Genomic DNA, 23,880 nt, shown 5'->3' with positions numbered 1-23,880 from the left:
TAAAAGCAAAGGCCAACTAGAAATGTCTGGTTGGCCTTTTTGTTGTTTTTTCTGAACCTAGCTAATCAAGGTATCAAAACTCTCAAATACCTGAGGGCACTTCATCACTCGACCATGGCCCTGCCCTTGAGTAGCAATCAAGGTAACGCGATCCATTTCATTCGCTGCACGCTGTGACACATCAAACTTGGTAAACTTGTCTTGCTCATCATGCACAATGATTGTCTGAGACTGACGCAGCGCGAGCTTGCCATAGGGATCGACAGACTGGATTGGGTAATTAAACTGTTCTTCTACTTCTCCCACTACCGCCTCAAACAACTTCATTGAGTACCCTGAACGAGCAACGCTGCCGAACAGGTTATCGAGGTAATCCAATACAGGTGCAATCAGCAACAATGGTTTGTTTTCCAATTTAACGTGCTTACATTCCAACGCAGAAGCGGTACCCATGCTGTGACCAACTAAGCCTGCCACTTCACCCACCGAGTCAAGAATCGCCTCAAGGCCGTTCACAAACGCCGGAATATGACCATGCACGCCATCGCTGCCGCCATGCGCCGGGTGATCGTAAGCCAGAGCGGTAAAACCTTTAGCTGCGATGTGTTCCATCAAAGGAAAGAGCTGACTCGCAGTCCCTGACCAACCATGAGTTAATACCCAAACTGGCCCAGTACCTAGAGAGTAAGTTTTAAGAACGCCATCGCGGCCTTTAATTTCGCTCTTGATCAACCCTTGTGGATCAGCATTTTTCTGCTCGGTACGCATTGGCGTGAGCAATAACTTACGCGCTGTTTTCTTTGCATGGCTCGGCGCTAAGATGTAGTGCAGGTTGGTTGTTGCACCAATCAGGCTGCGCTTGACGCTGAATTTGTTCGATGTATTAAAGTAGATTTTGTCACTCATGACTATTCCTTGTATCGCCATCTTCATTGGCGGATCGAGCTCGGCCAGAAAAACGAACGACCGTGCTATTTGTTAGTATAAAAAATGGGGCAAAGCTGTGTACACGTGCTTGCCGCCACTTCTCTTAAAATTGTTAGACGCGAGTTAAGCCGCTTTCCAGCTAGCGATTAAGCGCTCTACACCGCTCCAAAAATGCGTGTGGCTCGCTTGTTGGCCTCGTAACGAGTAAAACAAGTTCGCGCTCAGATAGAGACCATATAGCTCAAAAGTTGCCTGTTTTGGATCTAAGTCGGGTCTAAACTGCTGACTCTCAACCGCTTTTGCTACCTGAATCGTCAAGTAGTCAATCCAGACCGAAATGGTTTTCTGCAGCGCTTTCTGAATCACAGACGTTTCACTACCAGCATCTTTCCACGCATCAATAAACATGCAGCTACCTTGAAACGAATGGTTCCAACCCAGCCAGTTATCGAGCAACTGTTTTAACTTCGCTTCAATGTCAGCATCACCAAGCTCTCTTGCTGGAATGATGACTCGCTCGGTGAATATAGCGTTGGAATATTCGAGTACAGAGAGCTGCAGGTTCTCCTTAGAGTTGAAGTGCGCAAACAGGCCACTCTTAGACATGCCACACTGTTTGGCTAATTCGCCAATCGTCAAACTCTCAAGCCCGTTTTCACTCGCAAGTGCGAATGCATGACTCAAAATATACTCTTTGGTTATCTTTCCTTTACTCATTATTCACCAAGGATAAATCTGATACGTTATTTTTAGCACGTTCGTTCTTTTTTTCAAAGATTTTTACTTATCTATTGGGATTCAATTTCTCTTCTCAAAGAATTGTGGAAAAATGCGACAGTATTCAAAGGATATTGAAGTTGGCTAAGTTTAAGGAAAAATAATGAACACACTTTGGGAACAGTTTGCGTTTTCGGCGTCAGTAACAGGCCCTATTTGTTTGATGTTGTTTCTTGGTGTGATGCTCAAGCGAATTGGCTTAATCAATGACAACTTCATTGATGTCGCCTCTAAAATTGTTTTTCAAATCACCTTACCTGCAATGCTGTTCTTGAGTATTGTTCAGTCCGAACATGACTTCTCTGCAAGCAGTACCTTAGTACTATTTGCTTTAGCCGCTAATTTCGCCTTTTTCTTAATTGCTACTCTATCCACCAAGTTATTGTTTAAAGAGTCGAAGGACCAAGGCGTTATCATCCAAGGTGGGTTTCGGGCGAATACTGGCATCATAGGTTTAGCGTATGTCGCCAATATCTACGGCAACCAAGGCGTGGCACTGGCTGCTATCTATGTTGCATCTATTACAGTGCTCTACAACATTCAAGCGGTGATTACCCTAACTCCTAAAGGCACAGACACCGGCGATAAAGCCATTCAAGCAATCGCCAAATCAATAACCAAGAACCCTCTGATTATCGCCATTTTCCTCGGTGTTTTCTGTTACGCATTGTCTATTCCAATCCCTAAGATGGTCACTGACGCTGGGCAATACTTGGCAAAAATGACATTGCCTTTGGCTTTACTTTGTACAGGTGGTTCATTGGATATCAGCTCTCTCAAACAAGAGAAACTCGCGACTTGGTTTTCCTCAAGTTACCGACTCATTGTTTCACCCTTGCTTATTACTTTAGCAGCACTGGTCTTGGGCTTTGAAGGGCTCGATCTTGGTCTTATTTTCCTGATGAGTGCAGCGCCAACCGCAGCCGCGAGTTACGTCATGGCACGTGCAATGGGTGGGAATGCAACGCTCGCTGCCAATATTATCGCACTCACAACAATGGGCTCGCTTATCACTTGTACGCTTGGCATCTTTGCACTTACTGCAATGGGTTTACTATAGCTGCGACAGGCTTCAAAGAATCTATACGTGCCTTCATATAAAGGTCGCAACCCTTGATTTAGCGCTAACTGGCTCAACAGAAAGGCTGCTAGATTCTACGAAAATTTTCTTAGAGATCTGATATGTCTTCCGTTCAAAATACGCCTTCACAACGCATCGCCAGTATCGAGTTGGGTCGAGTGATTGCTATCTTGGCGATCATTGGCTTACATGGCCAAATGGCCCTTACTTATTGGCAAATCAATGACGTGCCATGGATTGGTTACATTCTTAATCAAGCCGCGCGCTTTGCAGTACCTCTGTTCTTTCTAATTTCAGGTTATCTGATTCAACCTAAGCTCGTCTCATCTCCTTGGGAGACCGTCATCAATTACTCGAAACCACTGCTTAAAGTTTGGTTGGCATGGAGCATCATTTGCTTAGTGATGCCATTCAACCTCGCTAGGGTTGAAGAGCTCGGTTATCTGGGCGAACGCCAAGGCTACTGGGGCTTTCTGATGAGCACACCGCTCAACTCTTTCTTAGAGGGTGGTTTAGTGCATTTATGGTTTATCCCAGCTTTAGTCTTCGCAGTTTTGATCATCGCTTTGATGGTTGAGATGAAGCTCGATAAGCTTTTATTGCCTCTCGCAGCTGGACTCTACATCTACGGTGTTTTAGCGGGAAGTTATACAAGCCTGACTGGACTGGAAGCACCTTTCTTTACCCGTAACGGCCCGTTCTTCAGCACATTGATGGTCACCTTGGGTTTTCTTATTCGTCAGTATCAATGGAAAGTGTCGTCGGCTAAGGCGCTAGGATTAATATTGTTAGGCATGGGCATTCATTTTGCTGAAGCAGCATGGCTGTCTAAATTCGACATCGCATTCAACATCCATGATTTCTTGTTTGGTACTGCGCTATGGGGAATGGGCACGTTTATGTGGCTTCTAGCCAATCCAAACGTGGGCAATTATGGATGGGTTCGTGCTATCTCAAATCGCATGTTGGGTATCTACGTTAGTCACCTATTAATCATCATCTTGCTGTTCAATGTCTGCGGTGTATTGGGCATTACGGAGCTAGCAAAAGACCTAACCGTATTCTTTGGCACCGTATTACTCAGCTTTGGGTTAGTCGTTGCGATTGAGAAAAGCCCACTGCGACACGTACTGCTTCGTTAGCACCAAAAAAATCGCGCTAATAACCTTCTCGGTTTAACTAGCCACAAAAAAGAAAGGCAAGATAACTTAGTATCTTGCCTTTTTTGTTCTGATAGAAAGTGAACTTGCGTCACCGTGAGGTGTTATCGGAACGCCATCGCGCCTTTACCTACACCTTCATAAGCCACAATTTGTAGTGATTGGTTTTCTACCAAACTTGGAGCAACTTGATCTGCAATATAGCCTGCCAGTAATTCCACCGTGGTATCCGTTGGCAAGATCTCTGTTTCACTCTTAGCAATCGCTAACTCAAACTCACCTTGTGGGGCCATGTAACTAAAACCATAGTGGCTTTCGTCATTCACACTCTTGGCATGCTCGCTTAGGTTTAATGATGAAACAGAAACTTGGTCTTCTTTAGAACCTAGATAGATGTCTTCCCAACGCTTAGCAAACTCTAGCTCACGTTGTTCATCACGCTGACCGTCAACCACAATTTCAACCGGAGAACGGTGGCCATGCGCGATACGCTGACAGTTACCATCATGCTTTTTCAAACCATGGGTATAGTGGTAGAACGCACCATTAATGTTCTCGTGGCGAAGGGTGATCTCTAACCCTGTGACGTTGCTTGGAAGGTTATCGCGAAGAATGTCATAAACGTGTGCGGTCACGCTCTCGATTGTGATCGCCTCTGCATCAACCAGACAGTAAGCTTCATCAGGGCAGTGCAAGTGAAGACTCTTATCACCACGCAATACATCGACTTTTGCGTAGCCCGGTTTACTTGCTTGATGCACGATCGCTGCATTTTTCATTGGTAGCAGTAAACGGTGATCGACATGCTGATCAACAAGGTTTTTGATCTGTTTTTTGACTCTGCTAAAGTCTAAAACCATGCTCATTTCATTCAGTTCACCAGACATGGTGACATCTAAAATCCAACTATCTCCTACGACCCCTCTGTGTTCACAGATGTATGAAGAATCGATAACGGTAAGGTCTCTTACAAATAGGTTCAAGTGGAACTCCTTAGTGCTTTAATGAGATACGGGAGGCTGAATAATGTTCAGCAGGCACTTCGTCTCATTGATGTCTGATAAAATAGGACGGGCAGGATGTTACAACAAGCTTATAAAGTCCACCTTTTTACACCGTCATTCGAGAAATGAACAAACTACGCTCAATTTCCGCTAAAACATAGGCCAGTCTCATGCTAATAGCCATATTGCAGGTAGGGTTGCAAGCGCTTCACGTTACATTTTGCTTTAGCCATAAACGCGGCGACATTCCCGCGACATGCTGGAAAGCTCGCGAAAATCCAGAATAACTGTTGTACCCCACTTCATCCGCGACCCAGTTGATGGGCTTGTTTTGCAACAGCAACGATTGAGCCACAGACACACGCCACTTTTGGACATAATCACCCGGAGTTTCGCCCACCTCGCGCTTAAATGCTTCGATGAACTGAGTTCGAGACATCGCCGCCAATGAAGCCATTTTCTCTATCGAAAAGTGTCGAGCTGGCATTAGGTGAATGGCGGTCACTACCGGAGCAAGTCGTGGGTGAGCAAGCGCAGAAAATACGCCTTGATCGATTTGCTGTTGTTCAATGAGATGGCGGAAAATCAAAGCCATTAGCGCGTCACTCAACTTATCCATTAAGTATTGCTGGTCTGATAACTCTTGGTTCGATTCTCGAAACAGCACCTCAATCACCGGCATAAGGTTAGGTGCGTCTTCAAACGGAATCACGATCACGTCAGGAAGAGCAGACAATAGAGGATTCATTTGCCCTGAACGGTATTCCACACTCGCACACACAACTTCTGCACCGTCTCCAACCCCTTCAATCGCGTGTGGTGTGCTATTGGGTAAGTAGATGATACAAGGCTGAGAGAGCTTCCTGTGTTCCATACTAGAGCTCGATAGAGTCAACTCACCGGCACTCAATACATGAAGGTGCCCTTCTTTACCCTGTTGCGCGTTGAATGACGATACCCCACACAAGTTCCCAGAATAGAAAACACCGGTGCGTATCGAGAAGTGTTCCATCAACTGTGACAGCAGATCCATGCATCCTCCGAACGATTCGCTTACTTTTTAGTTCTTTTGTCCCTCTATAGACCGGACCAGTCGGCTAATTTATTTCATACAAGTTAACTAACACTGACAAGGAACTTGATATGTCACATTTAAAATCGACCAGTCAAAAAATCACTCTTACAGCCGCGTTACTAGGCGCGAGCTTTTCAATAATGGCTGCTGACCTTGATATGAGCGTTGATAGTAACGACCTCGCGATTAAAGGCTACGACCCGGTTGCTTATTTCGACAGTAAAGGGCCAGTGAAAGGCACGTCAGAATTCACCGCAACGTACAAAAATGCCATTTATCAGTTTGTGAGCAGTGAAAACCGAGACCAATTCCGCGCCGATCCACAAGCCTATGCGCCTCAATATGGTGGGTACTGCGCCTTTGGTGTGGCAATGGGTAAGAAGTTTGAAACCGATCCACAAGCTTGGAAAATAGAAGATGGAAAGTTATATCTGAACTTAGACAAGTCAGTACAAAAGCGTTGGTTGGAGAACACACAAGAGTTCATTCAAGATGCCGACAACAATTGGACCACTATAAAAACGGTTGAGGCCTATAAGCTCTAGATAAATTGCCACTATCCTCCCTTCTATAAACGGAAGACCCTCTGCCTTCCGTTTTTCCCAATATCAAATAACCATATTCAATACGCAGCATCTTACGACGCGAACCCAACCTATTTTTATTCTATACTCATGGCAGATAAGCTTTTCATTTCATGGAAGAATAATGACATTACCTAGGATTATGGTAGTTGGACTCTGTCTATTTTCAGCGCTTTCTTACGCGACTCCGTGGCAGTTCGTCAAAAGCGAAAACGGCATCACCATTCATAAACGTAACCATGGAAATGGTCTTGTTGAAGTTCGAGCGCAAATGCAGGTCGAAACCAGTTATTCAGGCTTTCTCTTATTGTTGGAAGACAGCGATAACGTACAGAATTGGATCGACAATGTGTCGCACAGTGAAGTGTTAATGCAAATATCTAACAATGAGAATATCGTCTACACCCAGTTCAAAGCCCCTTGGCCTGCTCGAGACCGAGATATGGTGACGTATTCGAAATATGAAGTAGAAGACGGTCAATTCACCCTAACCATTAAAGATGCATCTAATTACTTGGCTAAAGAGTCGGGGTATATTCGAATCAACGAGGTCGATGCGCTATGGGTTTTGCAGCCTCTAACCAATGGCCTGACCCACATCACCTATACGGCATATGCGAATGCGGGTGGTATTTTGCCTGACTGGTTAATGAATCGCTTATCAGCTAACAATGCATTCAGTACCTTCAAAAAGCTTAAAGACCAGCTTCCAAAGTACCAAGGGCAACAGCACCCTAACCTGGGCCAATAACTCGACATCAGGTCTGGCTTAAGGCATGCGACGGTTAATTTCGTCTCGCCAGGTCACGCGCAAGGATCAATGCTAAGCCAAAGATCTGAAGAAAGAGCGCAATATTTTTATAGAGGGTCATCTGCTCTTCAAGAGCTTGGAGGCGTTCAGATAAGGTTAGATTATCAAGGTAGAAGTCATCGATACGTGTACGTTGTGATTGCTGAGCTTGGTTTATCAACATCATGATCTGAGAAAGGTTTTCGACGGTAATCTCTGGGACTTTGCCACTGACCCACGCACCAAGCTGACCACGCATTGCTTCTTCTAATTCCGGTGTCACCGCCGAATTTGAAGAGGTACTGATATCCATGTGCAACAACATAGATTCACGCTTACGTTCTAAGGTTTCAATCGTATTCCAAGCCAACTGAATCGAGTATACATTGCCCTGTTGACGCTCTCGATACTGAGCTTGTTCAACCACCATTTTGTCGAGCACTAGGCTCGACACAACAATAGCCAGAATATTCAGCACTAACCCTGTTAATACAATCATCCATGGTGGAGGGAGGCGTAACGCCATGCGTGTCCTTATATAAGCTTATCAAAAGGAAGATAAATCAAGTTTAGAACAACTAAAGACACCATGCTGGCAAAGGTCAAATACATGCCTTGCTTTCTTCCCTTCAGACTACGAGCAAGGATGCTTTTCCCATGAATAATACGACCAGCAACAAAAGCAACACCAATAACGTGGATCAGCCATACATTGGCGCCGTTGAACTCGAGCAACGCCATCAGTATCACGGTAATCGGAATATAGTCCATAGCATTACTTTGAGCGGAACGAGCCACTTGTAACGATTCAACACCACCATCTGCGTGTGCCACTTGATTCTTTCTTCTTTGCTTAATCACTTCAATAGAAAGCCATAACATGACCAAAGTGAGCAACGAAGCATATAACGCTGTAACCATTATCATTTCCTACTGGTTAGTTTATTCGGCGGACTACCTCAACGTATCTGTATTCAGCAAACAAAGAGCATTCACGCCCGTACTCGTGTAAGAGATCTCTCACAACAAACGTAAGAGATTACAATCAAGCTTCGCAGAAAAGTCCTAGATTACAAACCCAAGCCCTTGTTTTGTATGAGTCCGCACAGTTTTTCTTAGCTTTGCCTTCAGATTATTTGCTTGAAGTAGATTGTCGGAGAAGCCTCCAGAGTGTTTAATATATGTGTCGACAGGGAGTTGGCAGGAACAGGAAAAAGCCTAATGGGTTAGGTATCTTCAGGAAGAAGATTTGATGACTTAGGATGAGTTATCAGCAAGGAAGTTATTGCTCTAGGATAGAGTCACTTGTCAGGATGATGAGTTTGCAAGGACACCGCTAGGAAGGCGATGGATTGGATAGGTTAAAGGATTTAGCCACGTCAAGGAACGATGCAAGGAGCACCAGTTACCTATTGAAAGATAAGTAACGCGCAGTAGCAGGATGGCTACAAAAAGAATATACCCCGTTTGGTGAAAGCCAAACGGGGTTTCCTTTTTCTAACGCCCAAGAAACTTCAAAAGCTAGGCTACAGAATAATGTTCATTAGGAACATCGCACCAAACGCATTCAACACTGAAATAGCGATCATCACTGGAATGTAACGGCCTTCAGTACCAATTGGTCCCATGATACGGCCCATGTACTGAACCTGTGAGCCCATCAAGTAAATAGCTGGCGCTAAGATCGCAATATGATTGCCATTCAAGATACCTTGGTCAAACAGCGTGATGACCACACCCACTGCACCGCCCATCGACATCCACGCACCGATCAATACTGCAGCGGCTTCACCCGGCAAACCAAACACCGCCATGATTGGAGCAAACACACTGCCCATCAGATCCAACGCACCCGTAATCTGCAATGCTTTGATGATTACAAACGCCATCAGAACGTTTGGCACTGTCGAGGTGGTCGCAATAACCTAGCCTTTCTTAGCACCTTCAACGAAAATATCAGTCACCATTGGTTTCTTTGCTTTCACTTCGCTCATTATGCTACTTCCTCTTCCAGTTTTTGTTCTTTGTCTGATTTTGGTTTGTCTTCTTTGCCTTCAGTAATATTGAGGTAGATACGGAACAGGTTGGCACCGACAAACTTAAAGATGAACATCACCGCCACAGCAAGACCAATAGATGATGTTACCGCGAGAGAACCGTCCATTGCGGTTAGAGTAAATAGCACAGCGCCAGACGAGAAGAAGTTAACGATCGCCGCACCTGCTGTGAATTGGAACATGGTAAAGACATCAGTTTCGCGCTTGGTTAGATGCCCTTCATCTTTAAGCTGACGTGTCATCGCGGCACCTGCATCGGTACTTTGTAAAGAAGCGATCAGTGCCAAGCCTGAGTTACCAGGAATACCCATAAGAGGACGAAGTAGTGGAGTAAGCAGTTTACGAGCCGCATCTAGCGCACCGTAGTGCTCAAGTACGTTGATCATACCCAAAGCAAACATCACGGTCGGAATAAGTGTCAAAGCAAAAATGAAACCGTCACGAGCACCACTACCGCCTTTACCACGCAAAGAGGTGGTTGCCGCTTGGATACCATCGGCGGATTCACTCACATCGTAAGCCACTTTACCGAATGAACCGTTAAGCGTCGTAAAATCGAATACGCCATACCATTCATTGGACTGCATTAAGCCGGAAAAAAACACAACCGCGAAGGCGAGTGCGATGTAACTACCGATCGTGACTTTACGATCGGTTTTCGCTGGATTAGTCATAAGGACCTCTATACATCTGGTTTATGTGGAACAGAACACGCATAGATAGTGCAAACTAATGAGCAACAGGTTACTGACCAAAATCAAATAGCGTATGACTTTGAATGTAAGTTCATCAGCAACATACAAAACTAAATAGAATTTGCTGCAACAACGCAACCGAAAATACACAGATACGATACAAAAATCAGCGCTAAACCGATAACCACCTGCCCAATCCAATTTCTGATATTTACGTAAGAGATCTCCTACATTACTTTTCCTGATAGATTTAAAGTAAAACAAAATCAAGCACTTAACATGCAACCTTCCTTGGAAAAGTTAACTGCTTCATTGTGGTTGATTAGGTTTCAATCCGCCCTCAATCGATGAGCCACTTTATAAAGGATTTGAGCTTAATTCGAAATTCCAGACTTAAGAGGTGCTATAGACTTCGCGCAGCCAATATAGAAGGAAAATGGTGATAAAGATGGAAATGAGAACACTCAAATATCAGGTAATGGGCAAAGGCACGTGGATCACAGCCACGGTATCTCGCGCAGTTGCGGACCAACTTGCGATGGAGTATCAATCCTATGGCTGGCCTGTTGAGATATGTGCTGCAGAACAAACAATGACGTTTGATCGCAATGCTGCATAATATTGGCGACACAGAATAAGCTCTATCGGCCCTAAATCCGGTAGGGCTTTTTCTTTATCCGCTTCCACATGTAAGACCATATTTCGTTTGCATCACAGTCTCTTGCATCCCCTGTAATCGGTTGAATTATTAAGATATCTATCACACTCCATGTGGTTATTTAGGTCTACGCTTTTACGCGTGTTAATAACTTATTAACTTTGGAGCGTAATCCATGCTAGGTATCCAGCTTTCTGTTGTCCTCTCTTTGCTGTTTTTTTCTACGGTAGCAAGTGCCGCCACTTCTCAGTTGGGAGAACCACTCAAGCTCACTAGCTCATTTGCTGGCTACTTATCACTGACCATTTTCGTTGTCGCCTACATCGTGGTGATGATGGAAGAGTATCTAAAACTCCGAAAATCTAAACCCGTTCTGCTAGCTGCTGGTCTGATTTGGATCATCATCGGTTTCACATACCAAGAACACAATCTGACTGAGGTCGCGAAACAAGCACTCGAACACAACTTATTGGAATATGCCGAGCTGCTACTCTTCCTACTCGTCGCCATGACCTACATCAGCGCTATGGAAGAACGAAGACTGTTTGATGCGCTGCAAGCCTGGATGGTCGGTAAAGGCTTTAATTTTCGTTCGCTGTTTTGGTTGACCGGCATTCTAGCGTTTTTTATTTCTCCGATTGCCGACAACCTCACCACCGCTCTGCTGATGTGCGCCGTGGTGCTTAAAGTAGCGGGTTCGAATCCTAAGTTCGTTAACCTTGCTTGTGTAAATATCGTTATTGCCGCCAACGCTGGCGGCGCATTCAGTCCATTTGGTGACATCACAACCCTAATGGTGTGGCAGGCTGGCTATGTTAGCTTCAGCGAATTCCTCCCGTTATTTATCCCTTCCGTAATGAACTATGTAGTCCCTGCGGTAATCATGTCTTACTTTGTACCCACCACCCAGCCCGACACGGTACATCAACACGTTGAACTCAAGCGTGGCGCAAGACGAATCGTGTTCTTATTTATCATGACTATCGCGACCGCAGTTGCTTTCCACGCTGTACTGCACTTCCCTCCAGTGATGGGGATGATGATGGGGCTCGCTTACCTACAGTTCTTCGGATACTTCTTACGTAAAACTCTGCCCAATTCGCTGGCGAAGAAAAAAGCAGTGGCCATTGCCAATAATGACGAAGGTGCATTAAAACGACTCGGGTCTGTGGTGCCGTTTGATGTATTTCGAAGAGTGTCTCACGCAGAGTGGGATACATTATTGTTCTTCTACGGTGTGGTAATGTGTGTGGGCGGTTTGAGCTTGCTCGGATATTTAGAGCTGGCTTCGATTTTGATGTACAGCCAGTGGGACCCAATTTTTGCCAACATTATGGTGGGCATCTTATCTGCGATTGTCGATAACATTCCAGTGATGTTTGCTGTGCTATCGATGGAGCCACAAATGTCGATGGGGAACTGGTTACTGATTACCTTAACCGCTGGAGTTGGGGGGAGCTTGTTATCGATTGGTAGTGCTGCTGGTGTGGCCTTAATGGGCGCGGCGCATGGTAAATACACCTTCTTTGGACACCTAAAGTGGATGCCAGTCATCATGGTTGGCTACGCCGTCAGCATCGCGGCTCACTTATGGCTTAATGGTGGGTTATTCTAGTTAGATGAGCCTTATTGCTGCGGGGTTTCGACTCGTGTCCAGACGTTGCTCAATTGCATCGCCGGGCATTGGTTGCAAGTGAACACCTCTCCTTGACGTTGAATTCTCATCACCAAATTAGAATCCGTTCGGCTGCTTCCTGAATTCAGCTCAATGGTTATCAAATCGTCTTCAACGCTGTAGCTACGCGTCACTGTGTTATCCGTTACCTGATAAGTAACTTGCCCCGACTCAAAAAGCAAATAGCTGTCGTTATCAGTACTTTCATACATACCTTTAAATAGAACTAACTGTGGAACTTCAAAAGGGTGACTGGTATCGCTTAAACAACCTGTCAGTAACAGCGTACTACTGCAACTGAGTAAGAAAGGGATTTGACTATTCATTTGGGCATCCTTGCCTAGAGAACATGATTAAAGAATATGCAACCAAATATGTATTTTCCAGAAAGTGACGATTTTATTGCAAAGTCACACTTTTAAGGTCCCTAGGCTAAGTTCAACATTGCGAGGCATCACTTAACCCAATAACCAATAACCAAGCGATCTATTCTTGGCCAATTCCCTCAATCGCCAACAAGCGCTGTTTACGCTCTACTCCACCCGCGTAACCCGTCAACTTGCCATTTTTACCAATAACTCGATGACACGGAATAATCACTGATACCGGGTTCTTGCCATTGGCTAACCCCACAGCTCGCACCGCTTTGGGATTACCGATCGCGTCGGCTAACTGAGCATAGCTCCACGTTTCTCCGTAAGGAATAGTAGTCAGTGCGTGCCAAACCGATTGCTGAAACGGAGTGCCTTTGGCAGCGATCGGTACATCAAACTGAACAGCTTCTCCTGCAAAATAACGATCGAGCTGGTCTTTAACCGATTGGAAAATCGGAAAGCTATCTTCTTGTGTACCTAAGTCTTCCGGTTTCGTTGTGTGTGTTTCAAACCAAACTCCGAGTAAGCCTTGCTCATTCGCCTGCAGAGTCACAGTGCCTAACGGGCTGTCATAATATGTAAAACGGTTCGCCATGATTGCTCCTAACTTTGTATTGCGGACGTTCGCAAGTTACTCTTTCTATTAAGACTGATTCCAACAGTGGAACGTAGCGTAACTGCCCCACGGTGAAACACTCTCTATATTGATAGCCGGTCGGTGCTCGATAAACTTCTTCACCACTAAATCACCCACTAGCAAATGATTCGGCTCACTCAAGCCACGAAGTAATGCGTATTGTATGGTCCAAGGGCCAATGCCTTTTAGGTCAATCCATTTGGTAGGGTGCTCGGCTTGGTTGTCGACCATGTATTCGGCAAAACGTTTTAGGGTTTCCTTTCGGCTTCCCGGCATTCTTAAGAAAGTTACATCCGCCTCAGCTATTTGCTTTGGAGTCGGAAAGTAAGTTTCCTCGTCTGCACCAGAAAGCTCTCTAACCAACAGGTTCAGCTGACCAATCGCCGCAGTGACCGAAACTTGCTGACCGAGGATCGCCCTAACTCCGGCCTCCCAAGCACTCCACACCCCTGGGATACGAATGCCACTTCTGGCGACTAAGTTAGGATCTATCGTCGCAAAAAAGGCTTCAACTTTAGCGATGTCGACATCAAGGTCGAACATACGTCGAATATGGGCAATAAAACTTCGCAGCTGATTGATATCATCCAACTCAAACTCAATATCCAAGCTATTATCTTTGACTAAGGTCGCCTTGAACCAGCCCTTCGAGCCATTCACCTTCACCGTACGTTGGTAATAGTCCTCGCCGACCTCTTCTATTCCCTCAATCATTCTTCGTCGATAAAAGTCCAGCAAATGACTCCAATCTAATGGACCATGAAAAGTCAGTTGGACGTGATTACTCAGACTGTCATCAGGTTTGGCTCGTCGAATCTGACTGGGTGAAAGCTTCAGCTCCTTTTGAAAGGCATCATTGAAACGACGCGTACTATTAAACCCACTCGCAAAGCCGACATCTGTGATGCTCATACTGCTGGTATGCAGTAACTGCTTGGCAAACATCAACTGGCTGTACAGGCTATATTGCTTGGGCGACACGCCAATGTAAGTATCGAATAGGGTTCGCAAATACCGATCGGATATCCCTAAACGTGCTGCAAGATCGGTGATTGAGCCTGAACTCAATGCGCCGTTATCGATCAGCTGCATCGCTCTAAGAAAAGTGGTTTCAACCCCTTTCCATGCTGGTGAGAAAGGCGCACTGTCTGGTCGACAGCGTAAGCAAGGTCGGTAGCCTGCTTTTAATGCCTGAGCCTGATGAGAGAAATATTCGACATTCTCTTCTTTCGGTGGTGTTGCAGGGCAGATAGGGCGACAGAAAATCCCCGTCGTTTTTACCGCAGTGAAGAACATACCATCAAAACGCGCGTCTCGCGCATAGCGAGCTAAGTGGCACTGCTCATTAGTTAACGTACTGTTGTGATGGATTTTTTTCGACATACTCTATTCTTCCCTTTGGCCATAATTTTGGCTCCGATAACAAAAAGTTTACCGTGAATAACCACTGTCGCTAGCCACTTTCGGAACTGAAGGTTAGATAAATCACAAAAAAGGGTTTTATTTTTATCCAATTCGACTAAATTTAATCAAGAGAAGTCAATCTTCTCACAACGTCAAACGATAGGTACTTAGCACGCCAAAGATGCAGAGACCTATCGAATATAAAAAGGAAAAGGCTATGGTTCTTCACACGTGTCGTATTGTTTTATCAAACCAACAGGTTCTCACCAGTCAATCAGTCGAGCAATCACTCGGCTTTCTTGAAGAAAAAGCGGATCATGGGATTACTAAAATTGAGATAGACGCAACGGACGGACACACCATCCATTCGTACATGTCACACTCTCTTGAAGAGTCTATTGAAAACCTAATGAACCTATAAGTGTCCTGATAAATCTCTACGTGTTCTCACGCGATAGAAATAGGGTTACGCGTACCAGGCTTAAACAGTTTTCCGACTTAGAGCTTTTTCTAAATTGGGCAATATGAATATATCTGGTTTAAACAAAAAAATGGCTCCCCAACTGGGCTGTCTCTTATACACAAATCCCTAAGCCACGCTTGGGGATTTTTTTTGAACTATTTTTAGGTATCATGATCTGATCATCTAAGCAATGACAAGGATGATTATCATGACCTATATAGAGCCAACCCTTTGGGCACAAAAACAGTTCGGTCAAGCCCACCTTAATGACCCTAGACGCACTCAAAGACTCGTTGCTCTCGCAGCCTCACTGGCCGAGCAGCCTGGCGTACCCGTCTCGAAACTCATTATATCCCCTGCTGAAATGGAAGGGGCTTATCGCTTCATCCGTAATGAGCAAATCAAAGCAGAAGATATCGCAGAAGCGGGTTTTTATGTCACCGCACAAGAAGCATTAGAGCAACAAACACTTCTTGCCTTAGAAGACACCACTTCTCTCAGTTACTCCCATCGCAGCATTCGAGATGAACTCGGGCACTCTAATCAAGGCAATCGACATCGCGCCATGTTTGTACACTCAACCTTACTTTTTGCTCCCGACACTCAATCTGTTATTGGTTTAATTGAACAACAGCGCTGGACTCGTGATATAGAAAAGCGAGGTCAAAGGCACCAGCATGCGACTCGACCATACAAAGAGAAAGAAAGTTATAAGTGGGAACAAGCCTCTCGCCATGTCGCTGAGCGACTTGGCGATAAAATTTCGGATGTCATTTCTGTGTGCGATAGAGAAGCCGACCTATTTGAATACCTCACTTACAAGCGAGAGCAACAACAAAGGTTCCTCGTTCGCTCAATGCAAAGCCGCTGTATTGAAGAGCACGATAATCGTCTTTATAGCTATGCTTCTACCCTGTTATCAGCCGGAGAGAAAGTGCTCGAAATACCGCAAAAAGGCGGTCGTAAAGCTCGCAAGGCTCATTTAGATATCAAATATGCCCCCGTGACACTCAAGTCTCCTGCTAACAAGAAAGAGTTCGATAACATTCCGCTTTACTACGTGGGATGTATAGAACAAGGAGAGAGTGGTAATAAGCTCGCATGGCACTTACTGACTTCAGAGCCGATAACGAGCAAGGAAGAGGCACTCAAAATCGTCAGTTATTATGAGCGGCGCTGGCTGATAGAAGATTTTCATAAAGTCTGGAAAAGTGAAGGGACTGAAGTTGAGCAACTGAGAATGCAAAGTAAGGATAACTTAGAAAGGCTCAGCGTCGTTTTGGCTTTTATCGCGACTCGGTTACTCCAGTTGAGGTTTATGAATGAATCAGACGAGTTATCTAAGAGCAGTTGTGAGCAGATATTAAAAGGCAAAGCGTGGAAGTTAATGTGGCTCAAGTTGGAGAGCAAAAAACTACCGAAAGAAGCGCCTAATATATCATGGGCTTACAACGGTATTGCTCGGTTAGGTGGTTGGAAGAATACCAAGCGAACAGGTCGCGCTTCTATAAAGACGTTATGGCAAGGATGGCTTAGGTTACAAACCATCCTTGAAGGGTATGAACTCGCCAAGTCTCTTGATTAACCAGACTTGTGATCAAGAGACAGCCCCAACTGGGAGCCATTTTTTATCTCATCAACACTATAAGTTGGTGGCAGATCGTAACTTTATTCTGGCGCTTGCTCAGCTGCTTGTTGCAGTGTGTATGCCGTCGATGGGTCAATCTCGTTAACCAACTTCTCAACCTGAATGATCGCCTCTACCGAGGTACTGTTTTTACGGTAGCTTAGGTAAATCGGGCGATACCAATCTTCAACGCCTTTCACCTTGTGCAGCTGTCCTGACTCGATAAAAGGTTCAACAAGAGACACTGGCAAGTAGGCACTGCCCCCTTTCTCTAAAATGAAATCGAGTGCAATACGAGCCGTTGAGGTGCGTAAGTACGGTGCGGGTACTTTTGGATGACGCTCTGCGTGCTCAGAACTAAAACGAGTTCCCCAATCAACATAAACATACTTATGCTGGAACACGGATTCTAGATCATCAGGTTGTGTCGAAACCAAAACCAACACGAGATCCGCCACTTTTTTACAGTTCAGCTCTTCAGCTTTGATTTGGTCAAACGCAAAGGCCATATCTAACGTGCGCTCAAGCAAGTTACGGTTCAGTTGCTCACGCCCCATCACCTCTGCCATAAAGCCGTAACCACCAAAAGAATCCGTCACAACACTCAGACAGTTTTGTAAATACGCATCCCAAATATTCGGTGTGCCACCCAGCGTTAGCTGCAAGGCTTTTCCACTCTCTAGTGACAGCTCAAACTTAGCCTGTTGCAAAGTAGAAACCATCACCTCAGCGTAACCAATCAAACGCTCACCTGAAGAGGTAAGCTTGATGTTATTACGATCACGGATGAACAACTGAGTATCAAAATAGCCTTCTAGCTGTTTGATCCGCGCACTCACCGCCGCTTGTGTTAAATACAAGTTTTCAGCAGCACGCCCAAAGTGGCGCACCCTTGCAACCTCAAGAAAGGTTCTAAATACTTTCACATCCATCAAATACATCTCTGTAATAAATCTGCTAACTAGCGGATCTAGGATTGTTTATCGTAAAGGCAAAAACGTTTTGTTTCCTATTTTAGCCTTTTAACAATATTTTCGCGTGAGCAATAAACACTAATTTCTATCTAACCACATTACTGAGGCTGATATGTCTGAGACCGAATTCCGTCACGGAAAAAAACGTTTTTATGACACCATTAAATTCCCACGAGGGTTCGCTAAGTCAGGGGATTTTACTCTTTCAGAAGAGGAAATCCTAACCTTGTTTGGCGACACTATGCTTGCACTTGAGACTGGTGAACTTACACCAACCAATGCAGAAGAAAAGCACTTCCTTAAAGTGTTGTCTCACCCTCATAAGGCAAAGTCCAAGTTAGAGCGTGTTTGGTTGAAGTACATTCAACTGGCTCGCGGACGCCGTCGCTTTCATACCCTAAATGGCTGCAAACGCGGCGAAGTGCCTAGGGAAGAATACGACAGCGAGTTAGTGTTAGAAGATTAGTAAAGTCGCTCAAAGTGATACCTCATCACTTTGGGCTTTTTTTGCCTTCAAACACGACTTCACCTCGTGATTAGTAATTTTAGCTAACCAATTAAGTTTTACCAAGATTTATAGAAAATTCATCGCGATAGCACACAATAGCTATCTCTCAGTATTCAATCTTGCAAATGCAAAGTTAACAGTCCTTTCCAAAAGCGGCTATTACTGCGGCTTTGTTGCATGCTGCCCTATCTCCCGGGGTCATGCTTTTCTGCTCGCCTCTACTATACTCCTCTAGCTCACTCCTACTTCAAAATCGGTGAACCCTTTCAGGCGCTGAATTAAATCAAGATTGCGGTATATGACAAGCGTATTAATCTTGTTTAACGCCACCAAATATCCATACAATAAGTGTGCAATTTTGCGAGTTCGAGTCACAGATACGACGAAACAAGTAAAAACTTGACCTAAAACAATGGCAGAAACAGATCACTTATTTTATAATGCGAATTAATGTTTCAGCACACTATAAATTACTTATCTTAGGGGCTACAAAAATGAGACTTATTCCTTTAAACAACGCGGCACAAGTAGGTAAATGGGCAGCACGTCACATCGTTGAAGCGATCAAAGCATTCAACCCAACAGCTGATCGTCCATTCGTTCTTGGTCTACCAACTGGTGGCACACCACTTACGACTTACAAAGAGCTAATCGCACTATACAATGCGGGTGAAGTTAGCTTTAAAAACGTTGTTACATTCAACATGGATGAGTACGTAGGTATCGATCCGAACCACCCTGAGTCTTACCGTACTTTCATGTACACAAACTTCTTCAACCACGTTGATATTCAAGAAGAGAACATCAACCTACTAGACGGCCAAGCAGAAGACATCGACGCTCACTGCGCAGCTTACGAAGAAAAAATCCGTTCTTACGGCAAAATCAACCTGTTCATGGGCGGTATCGGCATCGACGGTCACATCGCATTCAACGAACCAGGTTCTTCTCTAGCTTCTCGTACTCGTATCAAGACGCTAACAGAAGAGACTCGCATCGCGAACTCTCGCTTCTTCGACAACGACATCAACCAAGTGCCAAAATACGCACTAACTATCGGTGTTGCGACTCTACTAGACGCTGAAGAAGTAATGATCCTGACTATGGGGCACAACAAAGCACAAGCTCTACAAGTTGCTATCGAAGGGTCTGTAAACCACATGTGGACTGTTACAGCACTACAAATGCACCGTAAAGCTATCATCGTTGCTGATGAGCCTGCTCAACAAGAGCTAAAAGTTAAGACTCTACGCTACTTCCAAGAGCTAGAAGCAGAAAACATCCAAGACCTATAATTTCAGGTTTTGTTGAAACAAAAAGCCACGTTATGTGGCTTTTTTTGTACCTGAAATTTGCCGTCGATATGCTGAACTACCGACGAGTTTGAACAATCAGATAGGATGCTAGGCGAGAGAGTCATCTCCGATACAGATCTTGCTTAGGTCAGAAGAAATTAAGGATGGAGTGAATACAAAAAAGCGATTCCTCAATGAGAGAAACAGCAATCAATATTTATTCTAGGATGGGTAAAACAAGTGGTAGTGAGTTGTTGTGTCGTAATGAAAACGTTCAATAACGAAATCTAAGAACTCAAGGCGTTATCACGACATAAGGTGTTGATGATGTCAGTGATAGCCAAAACAATGGTCGACTTCACTTTCTGATGGTGTCGCCCTAAGAGCATTTGAAGCATCGGGCCGGACATGGTTTCGACCATCTCCGCATCATATTCGATAGGCATAATACGCTGAATCGCATGTACCTTATTGAGCTCAAAGATAACATCAACTTCGGTAAAACTGGTGTCGTCACCTTGTAATTTTGCCCACTCTTTCAAGGTTACGAAAACCTCTAAATCGTCATAAAGCTCTTTACTGATAACACCCAGACCCAAGAGCAATTTACCACGAACCATTATCTCGCCTAAAGGCCCACCGCTGTTGAGTAGAGGTTCGACAACGAATTTAATCGCCGTGTCGTCTTTCTTGAAGATGTTTTTTAAAACCGCATCCACCGTATCATCCAATGCATCATAAGCCGCCATCAAGCAGGCGCTAGCACTCTCAGCTTCAGATAAGGCCTCGAGTAATTCTGTTTCATGACTAGGATGTATTGGCATAACGGCTCGGCAATAAGAAAGTGCCACAGGTGTGGCACTTTGATGATTTATCATTTCAATGCTAGGTAAGCTTGTTCCGCTAGTTTAACAACTTCTGAGTCGATATTCAGCTCAGAATAGTGCGCTAATGTCTCAGCAAAACCTTTTTCTGCGAACATTGCCTGAAGTTCAACCGCTTGAGGGTCATCTTCATTCTTGTAGTGGAAAGCCGCGGCAATCGCTTTTACAAGGTGTGCATTTGGTAGGCCGTATTCTAGCGTACCGTTCAGTGGCTTGACTAGACGGTCTTGTGGGCTCAGTTTACGGATTGGTTGACGGCCAACGCGGTCAACTTCGTCACGTAGAAATGGGTTCGCAAAGCGGCCTAGAATTTTTAAGATGTATGCTGCATGTGCCTCTGGATCAAAGCCGTAACGCTTGATAAGCACCTCACCACTCTCTTCCATCGTCGCTTTTACTTCAGCGTAAATTGCTTGGTCTTCAATCGCGTCTTTGATTGTTTCGTGGCCTGCAAGCACGCCAAGGTATGCCGTTACCAAGTGGCCTGTATTTAGCGTGAATAGTTTACGCTCAACGAAAGCCATAAGGTTGTCAGTGCATTCCATACCTGGGATGTTTGGAATCTCACCTTTAAATTGTGTTTGGTCTACGATCCACTCGCTGAACGTTTCAACCGTTACTGCTAGAGGGTCAGTTTCACCTGCTTCAGCTGGCGGCACGATACGGTCAACCGCTGAATCAACAAAGCCAATATATTCTTCAGTGAACGCTTTCATGTCATCAGAAAGATGCTCTAAAACCGCCGCTTTTAGTTGGCTAGTACCACGAACCATGTTCTCTGCTGCGATGATGTTCATTGGCGCAGTATTGTTTGCCGCTGCGCGCTTCTCGATACCTTGAGCAATAGACTTAGAAATAATCTTAAGAACCGTTGGGCCAACGGCTGTCGTCACAATGTCAGACTCAGCAATGCAATCTACCACAGCGCTTGTTGCTGAGTTTACTGCTGTCACGTTCTTAACGGTTTCAACAACGCACTCTTCACCAACAATCTTCACTGGGTATTCTTGGCGTTCAATTAACGCATTAACAACCGTTTCATTTACGTCAGCAAAAGTAACCTTCATACCAGCGTCAGAAAGAAGTTTACCAATGAAACCACGACCGATATTACCTGCACCAAAATGTAACGCTTTCATAATTTTGACCTTATAAATATTTGAATCTAGATAGCTAACTGCTCAACAACATGCCTGATGATTAACTAGAGACATTAAGCAGTAAGCTATTCAGACTGAATCTTGTTAAGACAGATTTAGACCGAAAATGAGGCCAGTAGGGGGATACCGGCCTCCTTCACTTAGGAGCTTGACTAGAGCTTTTTAGTTTCCGCTAAGAATACGTAGAACATCAGCAGGGTTTGTTGTGTTCTGTAGGCATTCCACAGCGTCTTCATCATCAAGTGAATTGGTAATAGCCATCAGCACCATGTTGTGCTCATCGCCTTGAGCGGCAATACCGATAACCATCTTCGCGATATCATCTTCATCTTCACCCCACTGAATACCTTCAGGATACTGACAGAATACGATGCCGGTTGTTTGTACGTATTGCTTCGCTTCGATTGTGCCGTGTGGTACTGCGATAGACTCGCCTAGGTAAGTAGATACAAGCTCTTCACGAGCAAACATGCCATCTACGTACTCTGGAGATACGTTGCCAAGTTTCACTAATTGGTCGCCAGCAAACTTGATTGCGTCTTCTTTCTGAGTCGCTTTAAGGCCAAGGAAGATGCTGTCATTAGTCAGTGCAAGCTTGTTGCCTTCTTGAGCTGGTGCTGCTGCAGGAGCCGGTGCTTCTACTTTCGCTTCACCACTTTGTGCTTCAACAAGTTCTGCTACTAGGTTGTCGTATACTGCGCCATCTAAGAAGTTGTTCAGAGACATGTGCATTGCACCAGGAATGGTTTTACGTGCACGGTCTGTTAAATCTTTATGCGTAATAACAATTTGTGAATCAGCTGGTAAGTTGTTGATTGCGTAGTTAGTTACCGTGATATTTAGGTCCGCTGCATCTACTTTCTTACGCAGTAGACTTGCACCCATTGCACTTGAACCCATACCCGCATCACACGCTACGTATACTGCTTTCACGTCAGCTAGGTTGATGTCTGCACCCGTTGCTGCACCTTTAGAAGACGCTTTCATGTCTTTCATTTGTGCTGATGCTTTCTCTAGTGAATCTTCCTCATCATCTTGCGCTGATGTTTTAAGAAGGATTGACGCTACAACAAACGATACTGCCGTTGCTGCGATAACCGATAGAATCACGCCGATGTAAGAGCCTTTTGGTGTCATCAACAGAATCGCGAAGATAGAACCAGGAGACGCTGGAGAGATTAGGCCAGAGCTGAACATTACGTTAGTGAATACACCAGCCATACCACCTGCGATTACCGCAAGGATTAGACGTGGGTTCATTAGAACGTATGGGAAGTAAATTTCGTGGATACCACCTAGGAAGTGGATGATAGATGCACCCGCAGCAGATTGCTTCGCGCTGCCTTTACCAAATACCATGTAAGCAAGTAGTAGACCTAGACCAGGACCTGGGTTCGCTTCAATTAGGAAGAAGATAGAACGGCCGATCTCTTCAGACTGCTGAATACCTAGTGGAGAGAAAATACCATGGTTGATTGCGTTGTTTAGGAATAGGATTTTCGCCGGTTCTACAAAGATAGAAGCAAGAGGTAGTGCACCCGCTTCAACCATCACGTTAACGCCAGCCGCTAAACCAGAAGACAGAACTTTCACAGCAGGACCAATCACGATGAACGCGATGATCGCGCAGATCATGCCGATGATACCAGCAGAGAAGTTGTTCACTAGCATTTCGAAACCACTCTTCACTTTACCGTGAACAGCTTCATCGAATTTCTTGATTGCGATACCGCCTAGTGGGCCCACAATCATTGCACCCATGAACATCGGGATGTCAGTACCAACGATAACACCCATTGTTGTGATGGCACCTACTACCGCGCCGCGGTCACCACCAACCATCTTACCACCAGTGTAACCAATCAATAATGGCAGCAAGTAAGTGATCATAGGACCAACCATTGATGCTAACGTTTCGTTAGGCCACCAACCTGTTGGGATGAATAGTGCTGTAATGAAACCCCACGCAATAAATGCGCCGATGTTTGGCATTACCATATTGGATAAGAAACGACCAAAGTTTTGAACCTTGATCTTCGCTTCTGGTGATAACATAGGTAGAACCCCGTAG

25 protein-coding genes are annotated in these 23,880 nt (G+C 44.9%); 10 read left to right on the top strand and 15 right to left on the bottom strand.

Annotated elements, in window-relative coordinates; translation table 11 throughout:
- Positions 1-57: 57 nt before the first annotated feature.
- On the bottom strand, positions 58-906 hold the full coding sequence (locus OCV52_RS21470; protein WP_137408954.1) for an alpha/beta hydrolase: 849 nt from the start codon (positions 904-906) through the stop codon (positions 58-60).
- A gap of 144 nt (positions 907-1,050) precedes the next feature.
- On the bottom strand, positions 1,051-1,644 hold the full coding sequence (locus OCV52_RS21465) for a TetR/AcrR family transcriptional regulator (RefSeq protein WP_137408953.1): 594 nt from the start codon (positions 1,642-1,644) through the stop codon (positions 1,051-1,053).
- Between the two features lie 163 nt (positions 1,645-1,807).
- Between OCV52_RS21465 and OCV52_RS21460 the strand changes: the two genes are divergently transcribed.
- Together OCV52_RS21460 and OCV52_RS21455 are read left to right on the top strand one after the other, a co-directional pair.
- Complete coding sequence (locus tag OCV52_RS21460) at positions 1,808-2,764, top strand: AEC family transporter (protein WP_137408952.1); 957 nt, start codon at positions 1,808-1,810, stop codon at positions 2,762-2,764.
- Between the two features lie 122 nt (positions 2,765-2,886).
- On the top strand, positions 2,887-3,927 hold the full coding sequence (locus tag OCV52_RS21455; protein WP_137408951.1) for an acyltransferase: 1,041 nt from the start codon (positions 2,887-2,889) through the stop codon (positions 3,925-3,927).
- Between the two features lie 122 nt (positions 3,928-4,049).
- Here OCV52_RS21455 and OCV52_RS21450 read toward each other — a convergent pair whose 3' ends face one another.
- Positions 4,050-4,928 carry a 6-pyruvoyl trahydropterin synthase family protein gene (locus tag OCV52_RS21450; RefSeq protein ID WP_137408950.1) on the bottom strand — a complete coding sequence of 293 codons (879 nt, stop codon included), beginning with the start codon at positions 4,926-4,928 and terminating at the stop codon, positions 4,050-4,052.
- Between the two features lie 229 nt (positions 4,929-5,157).
- The gene (locus tag OCV52_RS21445) at positions 5,158-5,982 is read right to left on the bottom strand and encodes an AraC family transcriptional regulator (RefSeq protein ID WP_137408949.1); all 825 of its coding nucleotides are present in this window, start codon (positions 5,980-5,982) and stop codon (positions 5,158-5,160) included.
- 110 nt (positions 5,983-6,092) lie between these two features.
- On the opposite strand from OCV52_RS21445, the gene OCV52_RS21440 reads away from it, so the two are divergent.
- Together OCV52_RS21440 and OCV52_RS21435 are read left to right on the top strand one after the other, a co-directional pair.
- The gene (locus OCV52_RS21440) at positions 6,093-6,569 is read left to right on the top strand and encodes a YHS domain-containing (seleno)protein (RefSeq protein WP_137408948.1); all 477 of its coding nucleotides are present in this window, start codon (positions 6,093-6,095) and stop codon (positions 6,567-6,569) included.
- 163 nt (positions 6,570-6,732) lie between these two features.
- Complete coding sequence (locus tag OCV52_RS21435; protein WP_137408947.1) at positions 6,733-7,359, top strand: START domain-containing protein; 627 nt, start codon at positions 6,733-6,735, stop codon at positions 7,357-7,359.
- A 34-nt stretch (positions 7,360-7,393) separates the two neighbouring features.
- On the opposite strand, the gene OCV52_RS21430 is transcribed toward OCV52_RS21435, so the two are convergent.
- From OCV52_RS21430 to OCV52_RS21415, 4 genes are all read right to left on the bottom strand, one after another.
- Positions 7,394-7,924 (bottom strand): DNA mismatch repair protein, encoded by a 531-nt coding sequence (locus tag OCV52_RS21430; RefSeq protein WP_137408946.1) that lies wholly within the window; start codon positions 7,922-7,924, stop codon positions 7,394-7,396.
- An 8-nt stretch (positions 7,925-7,932) separates the two neighbouring features.
- Positions 7,933-8,319, bottom strand: a complete 387-nt coding sequence (locus OCV52_RS21425; protein ID WP_061032915.1) for an MAPEG family protein — start codon at positions 8,317-8,319, stop codon at positions 7,933-7,935.
- A 605-nt stretch (positions 8,320-8,924) separates the two neighbouring features.
- On the bottom strand, positions 8,925-9,320 hold the full coding sequence (locus OCV52_RS21420) for a YjiG family protein (protein WP_240700707.1): 396 nt from the start codon (positions 9,318-9,320) through the stop codon (positions 8,925-8,927).
- 71 nt (positions 9,321-9,391) lie between these two features.
- A complete protein-coding gene (locus OCV52_RS21415; RefSeq protein WP_102425097.1) occupies positions 9,392-10,129 on the bottom strand; it encodes a nucleoside recognition domain-containing protein in 738 nt (245 codons plus the stop codon).
- 469 nt (positions 10,130-10,598) lie between these two features.
- Here OCV52_RS21415 and OCV52_RS21410 point away from each other — a divergent pair, with 469 nt between their 5' ends.
- Positions 10,599-10,769 carry a hypothetical protein gene (locus tag OCV52_RS21410; protein WP_170259340.1) on the top strand — a complete coding sequence of 57 codons (171 nt, stop codon included), beginning with the start codon at positions 10,599-10,601 and terminating at the stop codon, positions 10,767-10,769.
- Positions 10,770-10,983: 214 nt separating this feature from the next.
- On the top strand, positions 10,984-12,423 hold the full coding sequence (gene nhaD / locus OCV52_RS21405) for a sodium:proton antiporter NhaD (RefSeq protein WP_137408944.1): 1,440 nt from the start codon (positions 10,984-10,986) through the stop codon (positions 12,421-12,423).
- Between the two features lie 11 nt (positions 12,424-12,434).
- Here nhaD and OCV52_RS21400 read toward each other — a convergent pair whose 3' ends face one another.
- The 3 genes from OCV52_RS21400 to OCV52_RS21390 form a co-directional block, all read right to left on the bottom strand.
- A complete protein-coding gene (locus OCV52_RS21400; protein WP_137408943.1) occupies positions 12,435-12,809 on the bottom strand; it encodes a hypothetical protein in 375 nt (124 codons plus the stop codon).
- Between the two features lie 160 nt (positions 12,810-12,969).
- Entirely contained in the window at positions 12,970-13,452 is a 483-nt protein-coding gene (locus OCV52_RS21395) for a methylated-DNA--[protein]-cysteine S-methyltransferase (RefSeq protein ID WP_102425403.1), read from the bottom strand.
- 48 nt (positions 13,453-13,500) lie between these two features.
- Positions 13,501-14,877, bottom strand: coding sequence for an AlkA N-terminal domain-containing protein (locus OCV52_RS21390; RefSeq protein ID WP_137408942.1), 1,377 nt, complete (start codon positions 14,875-14,877; stop codon positions 13,501-13,503).
- A gap of 238 nt (positions 14,878-15,115) precedes the next feature.
- Here OCV52_RS21390 and OCV52_RS21385 point away from each other — a divergent pair, with 238 nt between their 5' ends.
- Complete coding sequence (locus OCV52_RS21385) at positions 15,116-15,319, top strand: hypothetical protein (RefSeq protein ID WP_008216777.1); 204 nt, start codon at positions 15,116-15,118, stop codon at positions 15,317-15,319.
- Between the two features lie 250 nt (positions 15,320-15,569).
- On the top strand, positions 15,570-16,946 hold the full coding sequence (locus OCV52_RS21380) for an IS4 family transposase (protein ID WP_261900842.1): 1,377 nt from the start codon (positions 15,570-15,572) through the stop codon (positions 16,944-16,946).
- Positions 16,947-17,029: 83 nt separating this feature from the next.
- Here OCV52_RS21380 and OCV52_RS21375 read toward each other — a convergent pair whose 3' ends face one another.
- The gene (locus OCV52_RS21375; protein WP_137408307.1) at positions 17,030-17,920 is read right to left on the bottom strand and encodes a LysR family transcriptional regulator; all 891 of its coding nucleotides are present in this window, start codon (positions 17,918-17,920) and stop codon (positions 17,030-17,032) included.
- A gap of 154 nt (positions 17,921-18,074) precedes the next feature.
- On the opposite strand from OCV52_RS21375, the gene OCV52_RS21370 reads away from it, so the two are divergent.
- Together OCV52_RS21370 and nagB are read left to right on the top strand one after the other, a co-directional pair.
- On the top strand, positions 18,075-18,428 hold the full coding sequence (locus OCV52_RS21370; protein ID WP_128163264.1) for a DUF413 domain-containing protein: 354 nt from the start codon (positions 18,075-18,077) through the stop codon (positions 18,426-18,428).
- 536 nt (positions 18,429-18,964) lie between these two features.
- Positions 18,965-19,765 (top strand): glucosamine-6-phosphate deaminase, encoded by an 801-nt coding sequence (gene nagB, locus OCV52_RS21365; protein ID WP_004737010.1) that lies wholly within the window; start codon positions 18,965-18,967, stop codon positions 19,763-19,765.
- A 287-nt stretch (positions 19,766-20,052) separates the two neighbouring features.
- Here nagB and OCV52_RS21360 read toward each other — a convergent pair whose 3' ends face one another.
- From OCV52_RS21360 to OCV52_RS21350, 3 genes are all read right to left on the bottom strand, one after another.
- Complete coding sequence (locus tag OCV52_RS21360; RefSeq protein WP_206383574.1) at positions 20,053-20,589, bottom strand: MltR family transcriptional regulator; 537 nt, start codon at positions 20,587-20,589, stop codon at positions 20,053-20,055.
- 50 nt (positions 20,590-20,639) lie between these two features.
- On the bottom strand, positions 20,640-21,788 hold the full coding sequence (locus OCV52_RS21355) for a mannitol-1-phosphate 5-dehydrogenase (protein ID WP_137408305.1): 1,149 nt from the start codon (positions 21,786-21,788) through the stop codon (positions 20,640-20,642).
- 183 nt (positions 21,789-21,971) lie between these two features.
- Positions 21,972-23,864 carry a PTS mannitol transporter subunit IICBA gene (locus tag OCV52_RS21350; protein WP_004737007.1) on the bottom strand — a complete coding sequence of 631 codons (1,893 nt, stop codon included), beginning with the start codon at positions 23,862-23,864 and terminating at the stop codon, positions 21,972-21,974.
- Positions 23,865-23,880 lie beyond the last annotated feature (16 nt).

The organism is Vibrio chagasii (genome assembly GCF_024347355.1).
Classification (GTDB): Bacteria; Pseudomonadota; Gammaproteobacteria; order Enterobacterales; family Vibrionaceae; genus Vibrio; species Vibrio chagasii.
Note: the sequence above shows the minus strand (reverse complement) of the source record. Positions and strands in the feature narration are given on the sequence as shown.

Excerpts from the sequence above, each read along its gene's own strand:
- OCV52_RS21380 (WP_261900842.1), top strand. The coding sequence starts at position 15,570 with ATGACCTATATAGAGCCAACCCTTTGGGCACAAAAACAGTTCGGTCAA.
- OCV52_RS21445 (WP_137408949.1), bottom strand. The coding sequence starts at position 5,982 with ATGGATCTGCTGTCACAGTTGATGGAACACTTCTCGATACGCACCGGT.
- OCV52_RS21440 (WP_137408948.1), top strand. The coding sequence starts at position 6,093 with ATGTCACATTTAAAATCGACCAGTCAAAAAATCACTCTTACAGCCGCG.
- OCV52_RS21390 (WP_137408942.1), bottom strand. The coding sequence starts at position 14,877 with ATGTCGAAAAAAATCCATCACAACAGTACGTTAACTAATGAGCAGTGC.
- OCV52_RS21360 (WP_206383574.1), bottom strand. The coding sequence starts at position 20,589 with ATGCCAATACATCCTAGTCATGAAACAGAATTACTCGAGGCCTTATCT.
- OCV52_RS21395 (WP_102425403.1), bottom strand. The coding sequence starts at position 13,452 with ATGGCGAACCGTTTTACATATTATGACAGCCCGTTAGGCACTGTGACT.
- OCV52_RS21385 (WP_008216777.1), top strand. The coding sequence starts at position 15,116 with ATGGTTCTTCACACGTGTCGTATTGTTTTATCAAACCAACAGGTTCTC.
- OCV52_RS21455 (WP_137408951.1), top strand. The coding sequence starts at position 2,887 with ATGTCTTCCGTTCAAAATACGCCTTCACAACGCATCGCCAGTATCGAG.
- OCV52_RS21435 (WP_137408947.1), top strand. The coding sequence starts at position 6,733 with ATGACATTACCTAGGATTATGGTAGTTGGACTCTGTCTATTTTCAGCG.
- OCV52_RS21400 (WP_137408943.1), bottom strand. The coding sequence starts at position 12,809 with ATGAATAGTCAAATCCCTTTCTTACTCAGTTGCAGTAGTACGCTGTTA.
- OCV52_RS21470 (WP_137408954.1), bottom strand. The coding sequence starts at position 906 with ATGAGTGACAAAATCTACTTTAATACATCGAACAAATTCAGCGTCAAG.
- OCV52_RS21375 (WP_137408307.1), bottom strand. The coding sequence starts at position 17,920 with ATGGATGTGAAAGTATTTAGAACCTTTCTTGAGGTTGCAAGGGTGCGC.
- OCV52_RS21425 (WP_061032915.1), bottom strand. The coding sequence starts at position 8,319 with ATGGTTACAGCGTTATATGCTTCGTTGCTCACTTTGGTCATGTTATGG.
- OCV52_RS21415 (WP_102425097.1), bottom strand. The coding sequence starts at position 10,129 with ATGACTAATCCAGCGAAAACCGATCGTAAAGTCACGATCGGTAGTTAC.
- OCV52_RS21430 (WP_137408946.1), bottom strand. The coding sequence starts at position 7,924 with ATGGCGTTACGCCTCCCTCCACCATGGATGATTGTATTAACAGGGTTA.
- OCV52_RS21370 (WP_128163264.1), top strand. The coding sequence starts at position 18,075 with ATGTCTGAGACCGAATTCCGTCACGGAAAAAAACGTTTTTATGACACC.
- OCV52_RS21410 (WP_170259340.1), top strand. The coding sequence starts at position 10,599 with ATGGAAATGAGAACACTCAAATATCAGGTAATGGGCAAAGGCACGTGG.
- OCV52_RS21350 (WP_004737007.1), bottom strand. The coding sequence starts at position 23,864 with ATGTTATCACCAGAAGCGAAGATCAAGGTTCAAAACTTTGGTCGTTTC.
- nagB (WP_004737010.1), top strand. The coding sequence starts at position 18,965 with ATGAGACTTATTCCTTTAAACAACGCGGCACAAGTAGGTAAATGGGCA.
- OCV52_RS21465 (WP_137408953.1), bottom strand. The coding sequence starts at position 1,644 with ATGAGTAAAGGAAAGATAACCAAAGAGTATATTTTGAGTCATGCATTC.
- OCV52_RS21460 (WP_137408952.1), top strand. The coding sequence starts at position 1,808 with ATGAACACACTTTGGGAACAGTTTGCGTTTTCGGCGTCAGTAACAGGC.
- nhaD (WP_137408944.1), top strand. The coding sequence starts at position 10,984 with ATGCTAGGTATCCAGCTTTCTGTTGTCCTCTCTTTGCTGTTTTTTTCT.
- OCV52_RS21355 (WP_137408305.1), bottom strand. The coding sequence starts at position 21,788 with ATGAAAGCGTTACATTTTGGTGCAGGTAATATCGGTCGTGGTTTCATT.